Annotated in this window: 17 protein-coding genes; 12 read left to right on the top strand and 5 right to left on the bottom strand. The window is 72.4% G+C overall.

Features of this window, described 5'->3' with window-relative positions; all coding sequences use genetic code 11:
• Nucleotides 1–115: 115 nt before the first annotated feature.
• On the bottom strand, nt 116–1,153 hold the full coding sequence (locus ACWGR4_RS27425; protein ID WP_452130078.1) for a HAMP domain-containing sensor histidine kinase: 1,038 nt from the start codon (nt 1,151–1,153) through the stop codon (nt 116–118).
• Nucleotides 1,154–1,173: 20 nt separating this feature from the next.
• Nucleotides 1,174–1,884 (bottom strand): response regulator transcription factor, encoded by a 711-nt coding sequence (locus tag ACWGR4_RS27420; RefSeq protein WP_379994827.1) that lies wholly within the window; start codon nt 1,882–1,884, stop codon nt 1,174–1,176.
• Nucleotides 1,885–2,190: 306 nt separating this feature from the next.
• Between ACWGR4_RS27420 and ACWGR4_RS27415 the strand changes: the two genes are divergently transcribed.
• From ACWGR4_RS27415 to ACWGR4_RS27375, 9 genes are all read left to right on the top strand, one after another.
• Entirely contained in the window at nt 2,191–3,090 is a 900-nt protein-coding gene (locus tag ACWGR4_RS27415; RefSeq protein ID WP_452130077.1) for a phosphatase PAP2 family protein, read from the top strand.
• A gap of 109 nt (nt 3,091–3,199) precedes the next feature.
• On the top strand, nt 3,200–4,738 hold the full coding sequence (locus ACWGR4_RS27410) for an MFS transporter (RefSeq protein WP_379994831.1): 1,539 nt from the start codon (nt 3,200–3,202) through the stop codon (nt 4,736–4,738).
• 63 nt (nt 4,739–4,801) lie between these two features.
• Complete coding sequence (locus tag ACWGR4_RS27405; RefSeq protein WP_379997238.1) at nt 4,802–5,620, top strand: enoyl-CoA hydratase/isomerase family protein; 819 nt, start codon at nt 4,802–4,804, stop codon at nt 5,618–5,620.
• A 144-nt stretch (nt 5,621–5,764) separates the two neighbouring features.
• Nucleotides 5,765–6,964, top strand: a complete 1,200-nt coding sequence (locus ACWGR4_RS27400) for a PucR family transcriptional regulator (protein ID WP_379994833.1) — start codon at nt 5,765–5,767, stop codon at nt 6,962–6,964.
• Between the two features lie 162 nt (nt 6,965–7,126).
• Entirely contained in the window at nt 7,127–7,936 is an 810-nt protein-coding gene (locus ACWGR4_RS27395) for an ABC transporter ATP-binding protein (RefSeq protein WP_379994835.1), read from the top strand.
• Entirely contained in the window at nt 7,933–8,787 is an 855-nt protein-coding gene (locus ACWGR4_RS27390; RefSeq protein ID WP_379994837.1) for an ABC transporter ATP-binding protein, read from the top strand. Before ACWGR4_RS27395 ends, ACWGR4_RS27390 begins: the two co-directional genes overlap by 4 nt.
• Entirely contained in the window at nt 8,784–9,674 is an 891-nt protein-coding gene (locus tag ACWGR4_RS27385) for a branched-chain amino acid ABC transporter permease (protein WP_379994839.1), read from the top strand. The genes ACWGR4_RS27390 and ACWGR4_RS27385 overlap by 4 nt, the downstream gene beginning before the upstream one ends.
• A gap of 37 nt (nt 9,675–9,711) precedes the next feature.
• Nucleotides 9,712–10,893, top strand: a complete 1,182-nt coding sequence (locus tag ACWGR4_RS27380; RefSeq protein ID WP_452130080.1) for a branched-chain amino acid ABC transporter permease — start codon at nt 9,712–9,714, stop codon at nt 10,891–10,893.
• A 4-nt stretch (nt 10,894–10,897) separates the two neighbouring features.
• Entirely contained in the window at nt 10,898–12,160 is a 1,263-nt protein-coding gene (locus ACWGR4_RS27375; RefSeq protein WP_452130076.1) for an ABC transporter substrate-binding protein, read from the top strand.
• A gap of 28 nt (nt 12,161–12,188) precedes the next feature.
• On the opposite strand, the gene ACWGR4_RS27370 is transcribed toward ACWGR4_RS27375, so the two are convergent.
• The gene (locus ACWGR4_RS27370) at nt 12,189–12,761 is read right to left on the bottom strand and encodes a hypothetical protein (protein ID WP_452130075.1); all 573 of its coding nucleotides are present in this window, start codon (nt 12,759–12,761) and stop codon (nt 12,189–12,191) included.
• A gap of 127 nt (nt 12,762–12,888) precedes the next feature.
• Here ACWGR4_RS27370 and ACWGR4_RS27365 point away from each other — a divergent pair, with 127 nt between their 5' ends.
• The 3 genes from ACWGR4_RS27365 to ACWGR4_RS27355 all read left to right on the top strand — a co-directional run bounded on the left by ACWGR4_RS27365 (nt 12,889) and on the right by ACWGR4_RS27355 (nt 15,784).
• Nucleotides 12,889–13,347, top strand: a complete 459-nt coding sequence (locus ACWGR4_RS27365; protein ID WP_379994845.1) for a MarR family winged helix-turn-helix transcriptional regulator — start codon at nt 12,889–12,891, stop codon at nt 13,345–13,347.
• Nucleotides 13,348–13,424: 77 nt separating this feature from the next.
• A complete protein-coding gene (locus ACWGR4_RS27360) occupies nt 13,425–14,717 on the top strand; it encodes an acyl-CoA dehydrogenase family protein (RefSeq protein WP_379994847.1) in 1,293 nt (430 codons plus the stop codon).
• The gene (locus ACWGR4_RS27355) at nt 14,714–15,784 is read left to right on the top strand and encodes a phosphotransferase family protein (RefSeq protein WP_452130074.1); all 1,071 of its coding nucleotides are present in this window, start codon (nt 14,714–14,716) and stop codon (nt 15,782–15,784) included. Before ACWGR4_RS27360 ends, ACWGR4_RS27355 begins: the two co-directional genes overlap by 4 nt.
• 226 nt (nt 15,785–16,010) lie before the next feature.
• Here ACWGR4_RS27355 and ACWGR4_RS27350 read toward each other — a convergent pair whose 3' ends face one another.
• Together ACWGR4_RS27350 and ACWGR4_RS27345 are read right to left on the bottom strand one after the other, a co-directional pair.
• Nucleotides 16,011–17,270: an ABC transporter substrate-binding protein gene (locus ACWGR4_RS27350; RefSeq protein WP_452130073.1), complete on the bottom strand. Its 1,260-nt coding sequence runs from the start codon at nt 17,268–17,270 to the stop codon at nt 16,011–16,013.
• Nucleotides 17,267–18,649, bottom strand: a complete 1,383-nt coding sequence (locus ACWGR4_RS27345) for a hypothetical protein (protein ID WP_452130072.1) — start codon at nt 18,647–18,649, stop codon at nt 17,267–17,269. Before ACWGR4_RS27345 ends, ACWGR4_RS27350 begins: the two co-directional genes overlap by 4 nt.
• Between the last annotated feature and the right edge of the window lie 84 nt (nt 18,650–18,733).

The following is an 18,733-nucleotide window of genomic DNA, read 5'->3' as shown; positions in this document are numbered from 1 at the left end:
TCGCGTAGATCACAAACGGTTGACTGTTTAGTCGCGTTTGTTGCTTCCCGCCGTATTGGTGGTCACGGAACGTCATGTCGGGATCGTCCCGTGCAGTTAGTGGCCGATCACCCGATTACGTCGGGTCACCGGGCAGGAGCACTCGGATTCGGCACCCATGGCTCGATTCGGCTACGGAAATATCACCCCCATGCAGATCCACGGCCCAGCGGGCGATCGCCAGCCCGAGTCCGGTTCCCCCGTCGGTGGACGAACTTCCGCCGCCGCGGGTGAAACGTTCGAACACCCGGCCGCGCTCGGCGGACGGAATTCCCGGACCCTCGTCCAGGACTTCCAGGCGCAGGCTGCCGATGCCGTCGTCGCGTCGTGCGTGCAGACTCACCGTGCCACCGAACGGGCTGTGCCGGCAGGCGTTGGCCACCAGATTGGTAACAACCTGATGCAGCCGCTCGGGGTCGGCCCGTGCGGTCAGCTCCGCGGGCTGGACGTCGACCTCGAAGCGAACGTCGCCGCCCAGTGCCCCGGTCTCCTGGGTGAGCGCGACCAGGAAGGGCCGTACGGCGAATTCGCGCGCCTGCAGCGGCATCGCCCCCGAATCCAGTCGGGAAAGGTCGAGAAGTTGTGACACGAGTCGGCCCAATCGCGCGGTCTGGGTGAGCGCGAGGCCCAGCGTGTCGGGATCGGGTTTCTGCACGCCGTCCACGAGGTTCTCCAGCACCGCGTGCAGCGCGGAGATGGGTGTGCGCAACTCGTGCGAGACGTTGGCGACCAGCTCGCGGCGATGTCGGTCCACCGCTTCCAGGTCGGCCGCCATGTGGTTGAACGCACCGGCGAGGCGGCCCACCTCGTCGCGCGAGGTGGCGCGCACCCGACGCGAGTAGTCGCCGCGCGCCATCGCCTGCGCGGCGGCGGTCATTTCGCGCAGCGGCGAGGTCATCCCGTGCGCGAGCACGAGGGTGACCGCCAGGCAGGCCAGCGAGGTGAACACGAGCATGTACCGAAACCGCACCTCGGCCCGCAGCCCCAGGATGATCAGCAGCGTCGAGACGAAGACGGACGCGATCACCAGCACGCCCAGCTTGGCCTTGATCGAACGCAGTCGATCCAGCGGGCGCGGGTTGCCGCGGCCGAGCCGCAGGCGGCGCGACCGCACGGGGCGGAGGTCGGCGGTGTTCAGGACGGTGCCTCCAGCGCGTAGCCCACACCGTGGACGGTGCGGATCCACTCGGCGCCGAGTTTACGGCGCAACGCCTTCACATGGCTGTCCACTGTGCGCGTCCCGGACGCGTCCACCCAGTCCCACACCTCGGCCAACAACTGCTCGCGCGAGAGCACCGCCCGCGGTCGCGAGGCGAGGCAGACCAGCAGGTCGAACTCGGTCGGGGTCAGGTGCACCTCGTCGACGCCGAGCCGGACCCGGCGCTGGGTGCGGTCGATTCGCAACACGCCCAACTGGAGCGCGGCCTCGGGGGAGACCGCCCGGGCCGCCGCCTCGGCCCGCTCCAGCCGGCGCAGCAGCACGTGCACCCGGGCCACCAGCTCGCGCATCGAGAACGGCTTGGTCATGTAGTCGTCGGCGCCCACCGCCAGGCCGACGAGCAGATCGGTCTCGTCGTCACGCGCGGTCAGCATGAGCACCGGCAGCCCCGGGTGCAGCGCCTGGAGCCGACGACACACCTCCAGGCCGTCGAGCCCGGGCAACATCACGTCGAGCACGACCAGATCGGGACGGGTGCCGGCGGCCGTGGCCAGCGCCGAGGGACCGTCGGGCGCGGTGATCGCGCCGAACCCCTCCGCCCGGAGCCGGGCGGCCACCGCGTCGGCGATCATGGGCTCGTCCTCGACCACGAGTACGAGCCGCTTTTCCCCCGTCGCGTCGGTCATACCCGCAGCCTACGTACCGTCGGCGGGCGGTGTGCGCGAGTTGGCCAGGCTCGCCCGAACCGGGGAGACCCCCTACGACGTCCAGAGGAGAAGGGGCCGGAACAAGGTACCGAGGTACCCCCTGCGAGCCGGCCCCGATTGGTACTTCAGGGGGAGGATCGGTCTAACCTGATCCGTCTACCCTGGCTGAAGCGTTGCCGCCGGACAACGCACCCCTCGATCCGCCGCGCGGATCCGGGGAGTGGTCCACGACCCGGGTGGTGACGGATCGGATCGAATCGGCCGACCGACGGCTCAACCGACAGCATGGGGGACGTGGTGAAGGGCAACGTCACGGAGGATCCCTCCCACGAGGTCGAGGGGCGCGAGCAGTCGCCGCCGACCACGCAGGCGGGGTCGGTGACGAAGGCCGGCGAGGCGGCGAGGGCTTCGGACGAGGCGGCCGCGGCCAAGGCCCGCCGGATGCGCACGATCAAGGACGCGGCCCGCGAGCTGCTTCTGGTCGCGCTGCTGTTCGGGGTGTACAAGCTCGGTCGCGGGCTGGCCTCGGGCGAGACGTCCACCGCCTTCTCGAACGCGAAGCAGCTGCTGACCATGCAGCAGGACCTGCGACTGCCCGACGAGGCGTCGATCCAGCACTGGTTCATGCAGTCGCACGCGGCCATCACGTTCTGCAACAAGTACTACGCCTACGTGCACTTCCCGGCGACCGTCGGGTTTCTGCTGTGGTTGTGGATCCGCCATCGCGAGCACTACAAGTGGGTGCGCAACATCCTGGCGATGATGACCGGCGCCGCGCTGATCATCCACATCCTGGTGCCGCTGGCGCCGCCGCGGAAGATGCCGGGCTTCACCGACACGGGGATGGACGCGGGCGACTCGCCGTACGCCGGCGCCGGCGCCAAGATCGCCAACCAGTTCGCCGCGATGCCGTCGCTGCACGTGGGCTGGGCGGTGGTGGTCGCGCTCGGGGTGGCCTCGGTCTGGCGCGCGGCCGGGACCGGTCGCAAGATCGCGAGCTGGGCGATGTGGCTGCATCCGGCGATCACGCTGCTCGTGGTCGTGGTGACCGCGAACCACTACTGGATGGACGCGGTGGTCGCGGTGCTGCTGATGATCTTCGCGATGGCCGTACTGCCCGGACCGGATCGTCAGCCGCGGCGCGAAACGACGCGCGGGATCCCGGCGCCGCGGATAGCCCGCTAGCTCGTACCGCCCGTGGGTGCGGCGTCGGTGGCCGGGGGTCGATCGGCCGTTCGGCGCAGGACCCGCGTGCGGTGGCTTTCGGCGGAGCGTCGAGGGGCATGATGCTCGGGTGTCCGTCTCCCTCCCCTCCGGGGGCATCCGCGCCAAGACTCCCGCCGGTCGATGGGTGCTGCTCGCCACCGTGCTCGGCTCCGGCATGGCGATGCTCGACTCGACCGTCGTCAATGTGGCGCTGCCGAGCATCGGACGCTCCTTCGACGCCTCGCTCGCGGCGCTGCAGTGGACGGTCAATGCGTACACCCTCACCCTGGCCGGGCTGATCCTGCTCGGCGGCGCGCTCGGCGATCGCTACGGGCGGCGCCGGGTGTTCGTGATCGGGGTGGCCTGGTTCGCGCTGGCCTCGCTGCTGTGCGGGATCGCGCCGAACGTCGAGACGCTGATCGCCGCCCGCGCGCTCCAGGGCATCGGCGGCGCGCTGCTGACCCCCGGCTCGCTGGCGATCATCCAGGCCACGTTCCACGCCGACGACCGGGCCCGGGCGGTGGGCACCTGGTCGGGGCTCGGCGGCGTGGCGAGCGCGATCGGGCCGTTTCTGGGCGGCTGGCTGGTGGACGCGGTCAGTTGGCGATGGGTCTTCCTGATCAATCTGCCGTTGGCGGTGGTGACCATCGTGGTGGCGCTGCGCACCGTCCCGGAGACCTTCGATCCGCAACCGCGCGGCCGGTTCGACGTGACCGGTGCGGCGCTCGCCGCGCTGGCCCTGGCGGGGGTGACGTGGGCCCTGGTGGAGGCGCAGACCAACCCGACCTCGGCGGCGCTCGCGGCCGCGGCCGGGGTGGTGACGGGTGTGGCGTTCGTCCTGGTGGAGAAGCGCTCGCGCGAGCCGATGTTGCCGCTGGACATCTTCCGGATCCGGCTGTTCACCTCGGTCAACGTGGTGACGCTGTTCGTCTACGGCGCGCTGGGCGCGTTCATGCTGCTCCTGGTGCTCGAATTGCAGACGGTGGCGGGCTATTCGGCGCAGGAGGCCGGTCTGGCGCTGTTGCCGGTCACCGTGGTGATGCTGTTCCTGTCCGCCAGGTCGGGCGATCTGGCCCGGCGGATCGGGCCGCGGTGGCAGTTGTCCGTGGGGCCGCTGGTGTGCGCGGGCGGGCTGCTGACGCTGCAGCGGGTCGGTCCGCACGCGTCCTACGCCACCGACGTGCTGCCCGGGGTGGTGGTGTTCGGTCTGGGCCTGGCGATCCTGGTCGCGCCGCTGACCGCGACCGTGCTGGCCTCGGTCGACGTCGCTCGGGCGGGCATCGCGAGCGGGGTCAACAACGCGGCGGCCCGGGCGGCGGGACTGCTCGCGGTGGCCGGTCTGCCGGCGCTGGTCGGGTTGTCCGGTGACGGCTACCGGGACCCGGGTGTGGTGGACACCGGCTTCGATCGCGCGTTGTGGATCTGCGCGGCGCTCCTTGTGGTCGGCTCGGCGGTGGCCTGGTTCACCGTACCGAGCGGGGCGCTGGCCACGACCGAGCCGGACGTCCCGGGCGGGCGCGCCGCGCCGTGTGTGCGGGTCGGCTGCGACATGGCGGGGCCGCCGCTGGATCCGGGGCACGAGCGGGTACCGGGGGGCGCGCCGGGGCGGGAGCGGCCGGCACCGTAGCGTGGCCTCGCGACGCGGGTCGGCGGCGCGGTTCGGCGCGGGAGAGGCGGCGGGATGGGCACCATGGACACCGGGGTCGACGGGCTCGTGGTCGAGGCGGAGGGCCCGATCGCCACGCTGCGGATCGATCGCCCGCACGCGCGCGGGGCGCTGACCGCGGCGATGTGGGCGGCGCTGCCGGGCATCCTGGCCGCGCTCGACGCCGACCCCGAGGTGAGTGTGCTGGTGCTGACCGGCAGCGGCGGGGTGTTCTCGGCGGGCGCCGACATCCGCGAGCTGCGCGGGCACTACGCCACGGCCGAGTCGGCGGACGCCTACCACGCGCTGAACGCGGCCGCCGAGCGGGCGCTGGCCGGTTTCGGGAAGCCGACGATCGCCTTCGTCCAGGGCCCGTGCGTGGGCGGCGGGTGCCAGCTTGCCGCCGCCTGCGACCTGCGCTTCGCGGACACCACGGCCCGGTTCGGGGTGACGCCCGCCAAGCTCGGCATTGTTTACGACGCGGGGTCGACCGCGCGGCTGGCCCGGCTGGTGGGCGTGTCCACGGCCAAGTACCTGTTGTTCTCCGCCGAGTTGATCGACGCGGCGCACGCGCTGCGGGTGGGCCTGGTGGACGGGGTGTTCGGGCCGGAGGAGGCGCACAGAAGCGTGTACGACCTCGCCCGGACGATCGCCTCGCGCTCGCAGCTGACGGTACGTGCCGCCAAGGACCTGTTGGCGATGGACCTTTCCGGTGTCCCGGGCGCGGATCCGGGGGTCGACGGCGACCCGGTCGAGGTCTGGCGCGAGCGGTGGGAGCGGGAGTCGCGCGGCTCGGCCGACGTCCGCGAGGGGTTGGCGGCCTTCACCGAGCGCCGCGCGCCGCGCTTCGCCTGGAACGGCTGAGGCCCGGGCCCTCGTCCGACACGCACCGGGCCGCCGCCGGCACATCACAGCTCGGCGGCGGCCCGTTCGTCCCCTGCCTGCCGGGCGTTTCGATCTGCCACTGTTGCCCCGGACGGCGTCCTTGACCTTGTGGGGTGGGGTTCCATGGTCGATGCGGAGGGGTCCGACGGGCCGAAACACAGCGCGCTGCTGCGGCGGGCGGCACGGGCCCTGCCCGGGCGGTTGCCGGAGCTGACCGATCGGCTCGTGGCGGAGTTGCAGGATCTCGAACCCGCCTATGTGGCGGGCGGGGTGCCGCCGGACGAGTTGTGGCAGAGCACGCACGAGGCGCTTCGGGTCGCGGTGGGCGCGCTCGCGGTGTGGCCGCGCGAACTGGAAGGCAGCCGCTGGGCGTCGGGGCGGCTGGCCCGGCGGCGGGCCGAGCAGGGGGTGCCGCTGGAGGCGCTGCTGCACGCCTACCGGCTCGGCGGGGTGATGTTGTGGCAGACGTTGGTCGAGGTCGCGGCGGAGCAGGAGCCGGACGAGGTACGGCTGTTGGTGCACGTGGCCACCGACGTGTGGAACTTCGTCGACCGGCACGCGAGCGCGATCGCCGACGAGTATCGGCGGGTCCAGACGGAGCTGACCAACCGTCACGACGAGCGGGTGCACGCCCTGTTGGACACGCTCTTGGACGGCCGGGCGCCGGAGGCGGACCTCGCCGCGGCGGCGGGGGTGTTGGACCTGCCCGAGCGGGGCCGCTACGCCGTGGTCGCGGTGCGCCATCCGCTGCCCGGTACCGGTGTGCACGACGCGCCTCGGCGGGCCGCGCCGAACGGGGTGCGGGTGGTCTGGCGGGCGCGCGCGGAAGGGGAGTTCGCGGTGGTCCTGCTCGGCACCTCGGGGCTGGACGAGATTGCCGAAACGTTCGGCCCGGTGGCCGGGTCGCGGACCGGGATCAGCCCGATCGTGGACGGGTTGGCCGCGCTGGGTCGGGCCCGGCGGCTCGCCGAGATCGCGCTGCGCACGTGTACCGCCGACGGTGAATGCGCGCGCTTGGACGAGCGGTTGCCCGCCGCTCTGGTGGCCTCGCAGCCCGATCTGGCGCGGGATCTGGCGGCCCGGGTGCTCGGGCCGATTCTGGCCTTGGACGCGGTGGACCGGGACCTGCTGCTCGGTACGTTCGGCGCCTGGCTCGACTCGGGCGGCTCGGCGGTGCGCGCGGGCCGGCGGTTGTTCTGCCATCGCAACACCGTGCTCAACCGGCTGCGTCGGATGGAACAGCTGACCGGGCGCGAACTGGGCCTGCCGCGCGACCTGGTGGAGTTGGCGTTGGCCCTGGACGCGCATCGACTGAGCGCCTGAGGAGGGGCCCGAGACACGGCCTGCCGCGCGGTACGGGCTGTGCCGCTGCACAAGACGCACGCCGCTGCGTTGGTCGGCTGCCCCGACCTCGCGGGCGGATCTGGACTCCGTGCACCCCCCGTGCTGTGATCGCGGTCACTCCAACAGCGGGGGAGGGGTGCGATGGAACCGGGAGCGCTCCTCGTCGAGGGCCTGGAGGTCGTCTACGGCCGGTCCGTCCGGGCCCTGCGCGGCGTCTGCCTCGACGTGCCCGGCAACGGCGTGGTGGCCGTGCTCGGCGCGAACGGGGCGGGCAAGAGCACCCTCCTGCGGGCCGTGTCGGGCACGCTGTCCCTGCATCGGGGCACGATCGCCGGCGGCTCCATCCGCTACGACGGCGTCCGGCTCGGCGGCCGCGACCCGGCCGCGATCGTGCGCGCCGGGGTGGTGCAGGTCCCGGAGGGGCGGCGGGTGTTCGCCCATCTGACGGTGGCCGAGAACCTGCGCGCGGGCACGCTGGGCCGGCGCGGGCGGGCGGCGGAGATCCGCGCCGAACACGACCGGGTGCTCGACCTGTTCCCGGTCCTCGCCGAGCGGCGCGAGCAGCGCGCCGGCCTGCTCTCCGGCGGCGAACAGCAGATGTTGGCGATCGGTCGGGCGCTGATGGCCGCGCCGCGCCTGCTGCTCCTGGACGAGCCCTCGCTCGGCCTCGCGCCGCGCATGGTGGGTCGGATCGCAGGGGTGATCCGGGAGATCGCCGCCCGGGGTACGGCCGTGCTGCTGGTCGAGCAGAACGCGACGATCGCCCTCGACCTGGCCGAGAAGGCGTACGTGCTCGACGTCGGCGAGGTGCGGCTGGCCGGTGCGTCGGCCGACCTCGCCCGTACCGACGAGGTGCGCCGGTTGTACCTGGGCGAGGCGGTCGAAGCGGAGGGCACACCCGCGCCGGTCCGGACCACTTCGCGTCGGGCGCTCGGACGGTGGACCGGATGAGCGGCGCGGCGACACCGGAGGTGCCCGAGCTGACGCTGCGCGCGGTCACCGTACGCTTCGCCGGCCTGCTCGCGCTGGACGCGGTCGGCTTCACCGTCGCGCCGGGCACGATCCACGCGGTCATCGGCCCGAACGGCGCGGGCAAGTCGACCTGCTTCAACGTGCTTTCCGGCGTGTACCGGGCCGAACGCGGCAGCGTGCGGCTCGGCGCGCACGACCTGACCCGGCTGCCCCCGCACAGGATCGCCGGTCTCGGACTCGCCCGTACGTTCCAGAACATCGTGCTCACCCGGGGCACGGTCGCGGACAACCTGATGCTCGGCCGGCACGTGCTGACCCGCTCCGGCTTCGCGGCCACCGCACTGCGCCTGCCGAGGGTGGTCCGCGAGCAGCGCAGGCATCGCGAACGGGCCCGGGAGATCGCCGAGTTCATGCAGCTGGGCGCGGTCTTCGACACCTCCGTCGCGCTGTTGCCGTACGGCATGCGCAAGCGGGTGGAGATGGCCCGCGCGTTGTGCATGGAACCCGGGGTATTGCTGCTCGACGAACCGGTGGCCGGGATGAACGCCGAGGAGCGGGCGCAGACCTCGGACACGATCGCCTCGATCCGGGACTCGCTCGGCATCTCGATCGTGCTGGTCGAGCACGACATGGGGCTGGTGATGCGGATCGCCGACGCGGTGACCGTGCTCGACTTCGGCCGGCGGATCGCGAGCGGTACACCGGCCGAGGTGCGACGCGACCCCGCGGTGATCCGCGCCTACCTCGGCGCGGGCGACGAGGGCGAAGACGGCGAGCACGACCCGAGTGGCGACGGCGGCCGGAGCGAGAGTCACGAGGAGTCCCGATGACCAAACTCGCCGAGATCGTCCTCAACGGCTTCGCGCTCGGATCGGTCTACGCGCTGATCGCGCTCGGCTTCGTGGTGATCTTCAAGGCGTCGGGCGTGATCAACTTCGCGCACGCGTCGCTGCTGCTGCTCGGCGGGTTCACCGTGGCCAAGCTGCACGACGACCTCGGCTTCACGCTCGCGCTGCTCGTCGCGGTGGTGGTGACGGCCGCGGTGGCGGGCCTGGTCGAGATGGTGTTCATCCGCGGCCTGGGCCGCACCGAGGTGCACACCCTGACCATCCTCACCATCGGCGTGGACATCCTGCTGACCACCGAGCTCACCCGCCGGATCGGCTCCGACGTGCTGAGCCTGGGCGATCCGTGGCAGGCGGGCGTGCGGGACTGGGGCGGTGTGCACATCGCCGACGCGCGGATCGCCTGCGTCGTGGTGGCCGTGCTGCTGATCGGCGCGTTCTTCGCGGCGTTCCGCTTCACCGCCTGGGGGTTGTCGATGCGCGCGGCGGCCGAGGACCGGGAGGCGGCGGCGCTGATGGGGGTGCGGCTCGGTCGCGTGCAGTTGATCGCCTGGTGTGTGGCGGGGGCGCTGGCTGCGGTCGCGGCGGTGTTCCTGGCCGCGTTCCCGTCCGCGGGCCTGGACCGGTCCACCGGGCAGATCGCGCTCGCCGCGTTCCCGGCGGCGATCCTGGGCGGCATGGACTCGGCCGCCGGAGCCCTGCTCGGCAGCCTGTTGGTGGGGCTGACCTCGGCGCTGACCGCGGGCTACCAGAGCGATCTGAGTTGGCTCGGCGCCAACCTCGGCGATGTCGCCCCGTACGTCGTGATGTTGCTCGTGTTGATCTGGCGGCCGACCGGCCTGCTCGGCTCGAAGGAGCGTGCCCGTGTCTGAGCGCCTGTCCGCGCCGGAGAGCCGGGCCGCAGAATCGATTCCGGCCCGACACGCCGCGGCGGCCCGCCCGGGGCCGCGCCGGTGGGTTCGGCCCGGCGCGGTGGTCGTGGTCGTCGGGGTGCTGCTGGTGCTGCCGTTCTACGTGACCGCGTTCTGGTTGCAGACCGGCCTGTTCGCGATGGCCGCCGCGATCGGTGCGATCGGGCTCAACCTGCTGTCCGGCACCACCGGCCAACTCTCCCTCGGGCACGCCTTTTTCCTGGCCTTCGGCGCCTACGGCTACGTCTGGCTCGCGGGCGACTCGGGTCGGGTGGGGGTGCACCACCTGAGCGGCGCGGGCCTGCCGCCGCTGCTCGCGCTGGTCCTGGCGGTGCTGCTGACCGGTGTGGTGGGCGGCCTGTTCAGCCCGATCTCCGGGCGGCTGCGCGGAATGTACCTCGGCGTCGCCACGCTGGCCCTGGTGTTCATCGGACACCACGTGATGCTCAACGCGACGTCGGTGACCGGCGGCTTCAACGGGCGTTCGGTGCCCTCGATGGGGGTCGGCGACTTCACCCTCACCGACGGCCGGCCGGACGGCCTGGAGGTGCTCGGCATTCCTTTCGGTCGGCTCGAACGGCTGTGGTACTTCGCGCTGATCCTGGTCCTGGTCGCCGCGCTGACCGCGCGCAACCTGGTGCGCGGGCGGCCCGGACGGGCGCTGGGCGCGGTCCGGGACAGCGAGATCGCGGCCGCGGTGATGGGCGTCGCGCCGGCCCGGTACCGCTCCGCCGCGTTCGTGGTGTCGTCGATGTACGCGGGTCTCGCGGGCGCGCTGATCGCGCTGATCTTCAACCGGGTGGTGCCGGACTACTTCGGCCTCGCGCTGTCCATCGACTACCTCGCGATGATCGTGATCGGCGGCCTCGGTTCGGTCACCGGCGCCGTGGTCGGCGCGGCGTTCGTGACGATGTTGCCGCAGGTGCTGAGCAAGTACGCGGACACGCTGCCGCTCGTGGTGGCGCCCGGCAGCCCGGAGTCGGGGGTGGGGCCGGGCGAGGCCGCGCGCTACCTGTACGGCGCGGCGATCGTGCTGGTCCTGCTGTTCGCCCCGGGCGGCCTGGTCGGCCTGCTGCGCGGTCGAGCGGGCGGTGGCCCCGGCGGGCGCGGCGAAGGACTCGGACGACTCGGACGACTCGGACGTACCCAGGGCTCCATCCGTATCGGCTCCAAGGAGTAGCACCGTGAGGCTTCGGAACGGCGTGCGTGTGGGGGCGGCGCTCGCGGCGCTCGTGCTGGCGGCGACGGCGTGCAGCACCAAGGGCGACGACGACAAGAAGGACAAGCAGTCGGGCGGGGTCAAGTCCGGCCCCGGGGTCACCGATACGACGATCACGCTCGGCGCACTGACCGATCTGTCCGGTCCCTACGCGCCGTTGGGCAAGAGCATTGTCAACGCCCAGCAGTTGTACGTGGACGAGATCAACGCGCAGGGCGGGATCTGCGGACGCAAGTTGGCGATCACCGTGCGCGACCACGGCTACGACGTGCAGAAGGCGGTGGCCGCCTACACCGAGATCAAGGGCGGCGTCGCGGGCTTTCCACAGGTGATCGGCTCGGCCGTGGTCACCGCGTTGCAGGACAGCCTGAAACAGGACCGGATCCTGACCTTCCCGCAGGCGTGGCCGGCGACCCTGCTGAACCGGTCGGAGATCCAGATCGTCGGCACCACCTACGACATCGACATGATCAACGGGATGGACTTCCTGGCCCAGGCGGCGCAGCTGAAGTCCGGGGACAAGGTCGGGCACGTCTACTTCGAGGGCGAGTACGGCGAAAACGCGCTGGCGGGCGCGAAGTTCGCGGCCGGGAAGCTCGGCGTGCAGATCGTCGAGCAGAAGATCAAGGCCACCGACACCGACCTGACCGCGCAGATCGCCGCACTGCGCGGCGCGGGCGTCAAGGCGATCCTGATCAGCGCCGGGCCGACGCAGACCGCGACCCTGGTCGGCTTCGGCGCGGTGGCCGGGCTGCGGGTGCCGGTGCTCACCAGCGCGCCGGGCTTCCACCCGCAGGTGATGGCGAGCGCGGCGGCGGGGGCGCTGGAGCAACTGTTGTACGTGGTGAGCGCGGCGCCGGCGATCGGCGCGGACATCCCGGCGGTGAAGAAGCTCGCCGCCGACTACAAGGCCAAGTATCCGGACGGGACCCTGGACCAGGGGGTGATCTCCGGGTACAACGCGATGAAGATCTTCGGCGAGGACCTGAAGGCGGCGTGCGCGGCGAAGGACCTGTCGCACGCCGGGATCATCGCCGCGCATCGGCAGCAGAAGCAGATGGACACCGGCCTCGGCACGCCCGAGGACTTCTCCGACGTGACCAAGCCGGCCACCTACAAGTCGTACATCCTCAAGCCGAGCAAGACCGCGCCGGGCAACCTGGTGGTGGCCAAGGACGCGTACGAGGTGCCGGCGGCGCGGGAGTACAAGTTGCCGGCGGCCGGGTAGCGGCTCGCCCGGGACTCGACGGCCCGCCCTACCGGGTGGCCGGTGCGGGCGAGCCGAAGGTCAGGGTGATCCCGGCCGGCGGTCGGGCGGTGCCGTCGGCGGCCAGGGAGGCGCCGCTGAGGCTGTACAGGCGGGCGGTGCCGACGCCGGCGTAGGCGGCGATGCCCGGGCGGGCCCGGGCGGCGGCCAACGGGCCGTCGGGGCCGGTCATCCGGCTGCTCGGGCCCCGGTCGTGGTGCAGGTGGACCACACCGGGGCCGAGCACCAGGTATTGCACCTCGTGGTCCAGCACCCGACAGGCGACCACCGTGGCGGCCGGGGTCGCCTCGTGCCCGAGGTCGCAGCGGGCCCCGTGCAGCGCGGCGGTCTCGGCGATCGTGTCGGCCAGACAGTCGGCGATGCCGCGCTCCGGCCGATCGGTCAGCCGGGCGAGCAGGTGCACCCCCAGCCGCCGCAGGAACCACCCCATGCCGTGCCCGCACCCGCCCACGGGCTCGGTCGACGCGGCGGCCACCACGACCCCGGCCTCGGGCGTGGCGAGCGCGAACGCGCGTTCTGCGGAATCGTTTTTCGGGCCTTCGACGACCACCTCGGCATGCACGAAGATCAGTCTTGGGGACGAACGTCGGTGGGGACAGGGGTACGGGGCCGATTGGCTCGAAGGAGTGGGCGAAGGGCCGCCGCCGGGTGGCCGCCGCGGCTCCCGTCGGCCCCCGTACGCTGACGCCATGACCGACGAGGCGAGCCGACGCAGGATCAACGAGGCGATCAGCTCGGTCCGCAGGCTGATGAGCAGTCGGCGGCTGGACGCGCTGCACATGGAGCGGTCCGGGGTGCCGTTGAGCCTGGTCGCGATCGGGGTGTTGCATCGCATCATCGACTTCGGGCCGATTCGGCCGACGGAGTTGGCGGAGCGGGCCGACATCCAACCGGCCGCGTTGAGTCGCCAGATCCGCATCCTGGAGGAGGGCGGCTACTCGGTTCGGGTCACCGCTCCCGAGGACGGTCGGGTGGCGCTCCTGGAGGCGACCGCGCGCGGACGCGAGGCGTACCGGCTGTTCGTGGCCGCCAACGACGCGATGTTGGCGCGGCAGTTGTCCGGGTGGACGGCGGAGGAGCTGAACGACCTGGCCGATCGTATGCAGCGGTTGGTGGCCGACCTGCGCGGGCCGCTGGACGAGGAGTGAGCGGTGCGGCCGGGCGCCGGTGATCGGCGTCGCGCGAGATGATTGACTCTGTTAATTAACAGAGTTAACGTCCCGCCATGGCATGGGATTTCAGTACCGATCCAAAGGTCGCCGCCGAACTGGCGTGGATCCGGCGGATGGTGGTCGACGAGATCGAGCCGCTCGACCTGGTGAAACACCGGATGAGCGCGGACAACTGGCGCGCCGCCACCGACCCGCTCAAGCAGGCGGTCAAGGACCGGGGGCTCTGGGCCGCGCACCTGGACCCGGCCCTGGGCGGCGGCGGGTTCGGCCAGGTCCGGCTCGCGTTGATGCACGAGATCCTGGGGCGTACGCCGTCGGCGCCGGCCGTCTTCGGCAATCAGGCGCCCGACTCGGGCAACGGCGAACTGCTCGCCGTGGGTGCGTCGAAGGCGCAGAAGGAGCGCTGGTTGTGGCCGCTGCTGGACGGCCGGCTGACCAGTTCGTTCTCGTTGACCGAACCGCACACGGCCGGCTCCGATCCGACCGGGATCCGGACCCGGGCGGTGCGCGACGGCGCGGACTGGGTGATCGACGGGCACAAGTGGTTCGCCTCGAACGCGCGCCGGGCCGACTTCGTGCTGGTCTTCGCGGTCACCGACCCCGATGCCGAACGCCACCGGCGGGCCTCGATGTTCGTGGTCGAGCGGGGGACGCCCGGGATGCGCGTGGTGCGCGACGTGCCCACCATGCACCACCCGTACGACGGCGCCGCGACCCATCACCTCGGCGGCCACGCGGAACTGCTCTTCGAGGGTTGCCGGGTGCCGCACGAGAACCTGATCGGCGCGCCCGGGGATGCGTTCGTACTGGCCCAGAAGCGGCTGAACGGCGGTCGGATCCAGCACACGATGCGCTGGATCGGCCAGTGCCGGCGGGCCTTCGACATGCTCTGCGAGCGGGCCCTGTCCCGGCATTCGCACGGCCGGCCGCTCGCCGAGCACCAACTGGTGCAGGCGATGGTGACCGAATCCGCGATCGACATCCGGGCGTTGCGGCTGATGACCCTCGAAGCCGCCTGGATCTGGGACCACCAGGGACCGGCGGCGGCCCGCCAGGCGGTGTCGGAGGTCAAGTATCGGGGCGCGCGGATCCTGCACGAGGTGGTCGATCGGGCGATCCAGGTGCACGGCGCGCTGGGCTACTCGGCCGACCTGCCGCTGGAGGAGATGTACCGGCTGGCCCGCAACTTCCGGCTGTCGGACGGCGCGGACGAGGTGCACGTCGCGCAGGTGGCCAAACTCGCGCTGCGCGGCCGGCGGGCGGTCGAGGGGTGGCCGAGCGAGCACATCCCGACCCGCCGAGCGGCGGCCGAGGCGCGCTTCGCGACGCTGCTGGACCTGCCGTGAGCGCGCCGGGGGCGGTGGACGCGCGGGCGCTCGCCGACTGGATGGCCGGGCGGGGCCTGCTTGCGCGGGGGACGGAGTTGCGGGTCCAGGCGTTGGCGGGCGGCTCGTCCAATCCCACCTACCGGGTGCGCGGCGGCGGTGTCGACCTGGTGTTGCGTACGCCGCCTCGGCGCGGCGGGCTGCCCACCGCGCACGACATGGACCGGGAGTACCGGTTCCAGGCGGCGCTCGCGGGCGGCGCGGTCCCGGTCGCGCCGATGGTCGCGCTGTGTCCGGATCCGGCCGTGATCGGGGTGCCGTTCTACCTGATGGGTCGCTTGGACGGGGTCGTGTACGGCCGGGCCGAGTCGGTGCGGGGGTTGCCCGCGGACACGGCGGCGGCGGTCGGCGGCGAACTGGCGCGCACCCTGGCCCGGTTGCACGCGGTGGATCCGGTGACGGCGGGGCTCGCCGACTACGCACGGCCCGAGCCCTATTCGGTACGCCAGTTGCGGCGGTGGCGGCGGCAATGGGCGGCCTCCGCCGCCGGGTCGGTGCCGGCGGTCGACGAGGTGTTGGTCGTGCTGGCCGCCCGGGTGCCGGAGGTGGGCCCGGACCGGATCGTGCACGGCGACTACAACCTGGCCAACGTGATGTACGAACGGGACCGCCCGGAGCGGGTGCTCGCGGTGCTCGACTGGGAACTGGCCGCGCTCGGCCCGGCGGCGGCCGACGTCGGTCAACTGCTCGCCTACTGGGGGCCGGCGGGACGGCTGTTGGCGGCCGGGCGGGGCGGGCACGCGCCGGATGCCCATCCTGGGTTGCCCACGGCGGACGGGTTGCTCGCCGCGTACCTCGCCGAGCGCGCTGCCGCCGAGCGCGCTGCCGCCGGCGCCGACCGCGACGCCCGGGATGAGCTGAACATCCGTCATATCCTGTTCTGGGAAGCCTTCGCGGTGATCAAGCTTGCGATCGTGTGCGCGGGTGCGCTCGGTCGCGCGGCGGATCCGTCGGGTGAGCGTCGGCAGCGGATCGAGTCCCTCGTGACCGGTTTGACGGCCATTGCCCGGGACACGCTGGAGGAGTGAGGTTACGCCTGGAACGAACCCCGAGAATCGGGGCAAATCCCTCGATGGTTGTGCGGAGAAAAGTAAAATTCTCAAGAACTTCGCCTCGGATACGCATGAGTAGCCGGTCGAGGGGCCAAGATTGCAGGTGTTCGCCAGGGAGCGTGGCGAACACTTCGAGACGAGGCGGGCCCGGCCGGGGCGGGCCCGCCGCGTCCCTCCCGGAACCGAACGATCTCCGACCCGATCAGTACGCGGTGGCCCGCACCCGTTCGAGGTCGTCGAGGATGCGGTCCAGGGCCGACGGATCCGATACGTAGGCCGATACCGCCCGTTGGAACGCGCTGCGCATCGTGGTGGGCATCAGATCCGACCCGTCGAAGCGGATCGACCGCGCCCCGGCCAGCTCGGTGCCGAGCCGCCTGGTCACCTCGTCCCGATAAGCGTCCGGCGGCACGTTGCGGTCCGGGGACAGCGCGGTGCCCGTCTTGACCCACAACGCCTGCGCCCGGGTACTCGTCAGATAGTTGAGCAGCTCTCGGGCCGCCGACGTCGGGTGGAACATCGCCGCGACGTCGCCCGCGACCTCGCGTGCGGGCGGTGTGTCGAACCCGGGGAAGGCGAACGTGTCGTAGCCGGGGGCCGTGCCGGGCGGGGTGCGCGCCGCGTAGGTGCCGGCCACGAACGAGCCCTGGTGGTCGAACACGCACCCGCCGCGGGCATCGAGCACCTGCTCCGACTTGTCGAAGCCGCTCAGCAGGACGTTGATCGGCCCGCCCCGGACGCTGTCCTGGTTGGTCACCAGCTCTCCCCAGCTCTGCCAGGCCGCCCTGATCTCCGGTGCCTCCCAGGACAGTTGTCCGCGTACCCAGGAGTCGTAGATGTCCGGCCCGGAGCGGGCCAGCACCAGATCCTCGACCCAGTCGGTGCCGGGCCAGCCCGAGGTGGTGCTGGAGGCCAGCCCCATGCACCACGGAGTCGTGCCCGCGGCCCGCAACTTGGCTGTGGTGTCCTTCAGTTGCGCCCAGGAGGTGGGCGGCGGTTCGTGGACCGAAGCCAATTTGGCCCGGTTGTACCAGATGGTGCTCTTGAGCGCGGCCTTGATCACCACCGCCACCTGACGGCCGTTCACCCGCCCCGGCGCCAGCCACTCGGGCGCGTAATCCGGGTGGATCTCGTCCAGTGGCACGAGCTTGTTCATTTTGTCGTAGTGCAGCAGATCGCCCGGCGAACTGAGCACCGCGATCTCCGGCGGATCCCCCTCCTCCACCCGAGCGGCCACCACCGCCGCCACGTCCCGGGTTCCCTCCAAGCGCACGTCGATCCCGGTCTCCCGCTCGAACGGCGCCACCACGTCGTAGAACGCCTTCTTCTCGGCCTCCTCCCAGGTGCCCAGCACATTCACGACCCGCGTCGGCGACACGGTGGTGCACGCCACCGGGGTCAGCGCCGCACCGACCAAGAGCAGGGCACCGAGGGCCGCTCGCGACCCGCCGACAGTGATCACCGAAGCCTCCCGTATTCGAATCGGCGCACCAGCACCCCCGCCAGGGCGAGGACCAGCACGGCCGTGCACACCACCGGGCCACCCACGGTCAGCCCGCCGTCGTCGGCCGCCTCGGCCAGCGCCGCATCGGCCTCCCGGCGGCCGGCGATCAGCGCGTCGGTCAACGCCGCCTCGGCGTCGTCCGCCGCGCCCGACATGAGCCCCTCGGACCGGCCGGTCACCGTGGCCGCCCCGGCGCCGCCGTCCCGGGTGCCCCCGCGCGGCGCCTCCGCCCGGGCCCGCTCGCCCGCCTGGCGCAGCGCGCCGAGCGCGGTCAGCGCCCGCGCGCCCGCCGCCCGCAGCGGCACCGATCGGTCCTGGGCCAGCGCGGTGGCGATCAGGCCGCCGAACCTGGGGTCGGCGCCGGTGCGCACCGCGTCGATGTCGTCCACCGACGGCAGCGGTTCGGCCAGGTCCCGCAGGGTGAGTCCGGCCTTGACGTCGCTCGTGCGCGGCACCCCGCCCGAGGCGAGGTCCAGGGCGGTGCTGCCGACCACCTCGTGGACCGCGGTACGCGCCTGCCACAGCGCGGACTGGCCGGTGAGCCCGCGCCCGGCCGCCTCGGCCAGCCGATCGTGGGTGGTCTGCGCGTGCAGCACGGTCCAGGCGATCAGCGCGGCCAGCGCGGCGGCGCCCAGCAGCAGCGGCGGACTGGTGCGGCGGCGGAAGCGGCGGCGCAGGTACCTGTGCGCGAACAGCAGGAGCAGCAGGGCCAGGAACGCGGTCGCGCCGAACGGCACCGCCACGTATGTACCGACCCACCAGGTCGAGCGGACCGCCCGGATGTCCTCCAGGTCGGCCCGCCGCTGGTCGTAGAGCCCGGTGACGATCGACCGCCGCAGATCGGACGCGTAGAACACGTTGGCCAGGGACAGCGGCCCGTCGCCGCCGGTCTGGGCCAGGCCGACCATGATCGTGTACTCGACCATCAGCGCGTTGACCCCGGTCAGCCGCGCGCGGGCGCCAGGATCGTCGCGGTGCAGGTCGGCGGCCACGGTGAGGTACTGGTTGGCCCGCTTGACCGCGTCCTGGTAGTCCTGCCCCGGGCCGGTCAACGAGAACGCGCCCGACACCAGGCTCGTCGCCGTCGCCCGGTCGGCCTCGGTCAGCGCGGCGGCGGCCTGGTCGAGGGCCAGCGCCGCCGGGATGCGCCGGTCGCGCAACTCCGCCGTGGTCGCCCGGGAGCGGTCCGCTATCAGTACGGACAGCGTGCATACCGGGATCAGCGCGAGCACCAACAGCACTGCCAGCGCGACCAATCGGCTCGGCGTGGAGGCGGGCGGCCGGGGCCGGACCCGCGACGGACGGTGTGCGATCGAGCCTGCTGTGGTGCTGGACATGGAACGGGCGCCCCCTCGTTCCGCTCGGCAACCCGGTCAGGTTAGACGCGTGATCGGCCGGTTACCACACGGTGTTCGCCCTTG

Source organism: Embleya sp. NPDC055664 (assembly GCF_053618075.1).
This window is presented reverse-complemented; position numbering and strand designations above follow the sequence as displayed.

What these genes read in the sequence shown, in the direction of transcription:
- ACWGR4_RS27420 (WP_379994827.1), bottom strand. Translation starts at nt 1,884, where the DNA reads ATGACCGACGCGACGGGGGAAAAGCGGCTCGTACTCGTGGTCGAGGAC.
- ACWGR4_RS27415 (WP_452130077.1), top strand. Translation starts at nt 2,191, where the DNA reads ATGGGGGACGTGGTGAAGGGCAACGTCACGGAGGATCCCTCCCACGAG.
- ACWGR4_RS27405 (WP_379997238.1), top strand. Translation starts at nt 4,802, where the DNA reads ATGGACACCGGGGTCGACGGGCTCGTGGTCGAGGCGGAGGGCCCGATC.
- ACWGR4_RS27400 (WP_379994833.1), top strand. Translation starts at nt 5,765, where the DNA reads ATGGTCGATGCGGAGGGGTCCGACGGGCCGAAACACAGCGCGCTGCTG.
- ACWGR4_RS27395 (WP_379994835.1), top strand. Translation starts at nt 7,127, where the DNA reads ATGGAACCGGGAGCGCTCCTCGTCGAGGGCCTGGAGGTCGTCTACGGC.
- ACWGR4_RS27390 (WP_379994837.1), top strand. Translation starts at nt 7,933, where the DNA reads ATGAGCGGCGCGGCGACACCGGAGGTGCCCGAGCTGACGCTGCGCGCG.
- ACWGR4_RS27385 (WP_379994839.1), top strand. Translation starts at nt 8,784, where the DNA reads ATGACCAAACTCGCCGAGATCGTCCTCAACGGCTTCGCGCTCGGATCG.
- ACWGR4_RS27365 (WP_379994845.1), top strand. Translation starts at nt 12,889, where the DNA reads ATGACCGACGAGGCGAGCCGACGCAGGATCAACGAGGCGATCAGCTCG.
- ACWGR4_RS27360 (WP_379994847.1), top strand. Translation starts at nt 13,425, where the DNA reads ATGGCATGGGATTTCAGTACCGATCCAAAGGTCGCCGCCGAACTGGCG.
- ACWGR4_RS27345 (WP_452130072.1), bottom strand. Translation starts at nt 18,649, where the DNA reads ATGTCCAGCACCACAGCAGGCTCGATCGCACACCGTCCGTCGCGGGTC.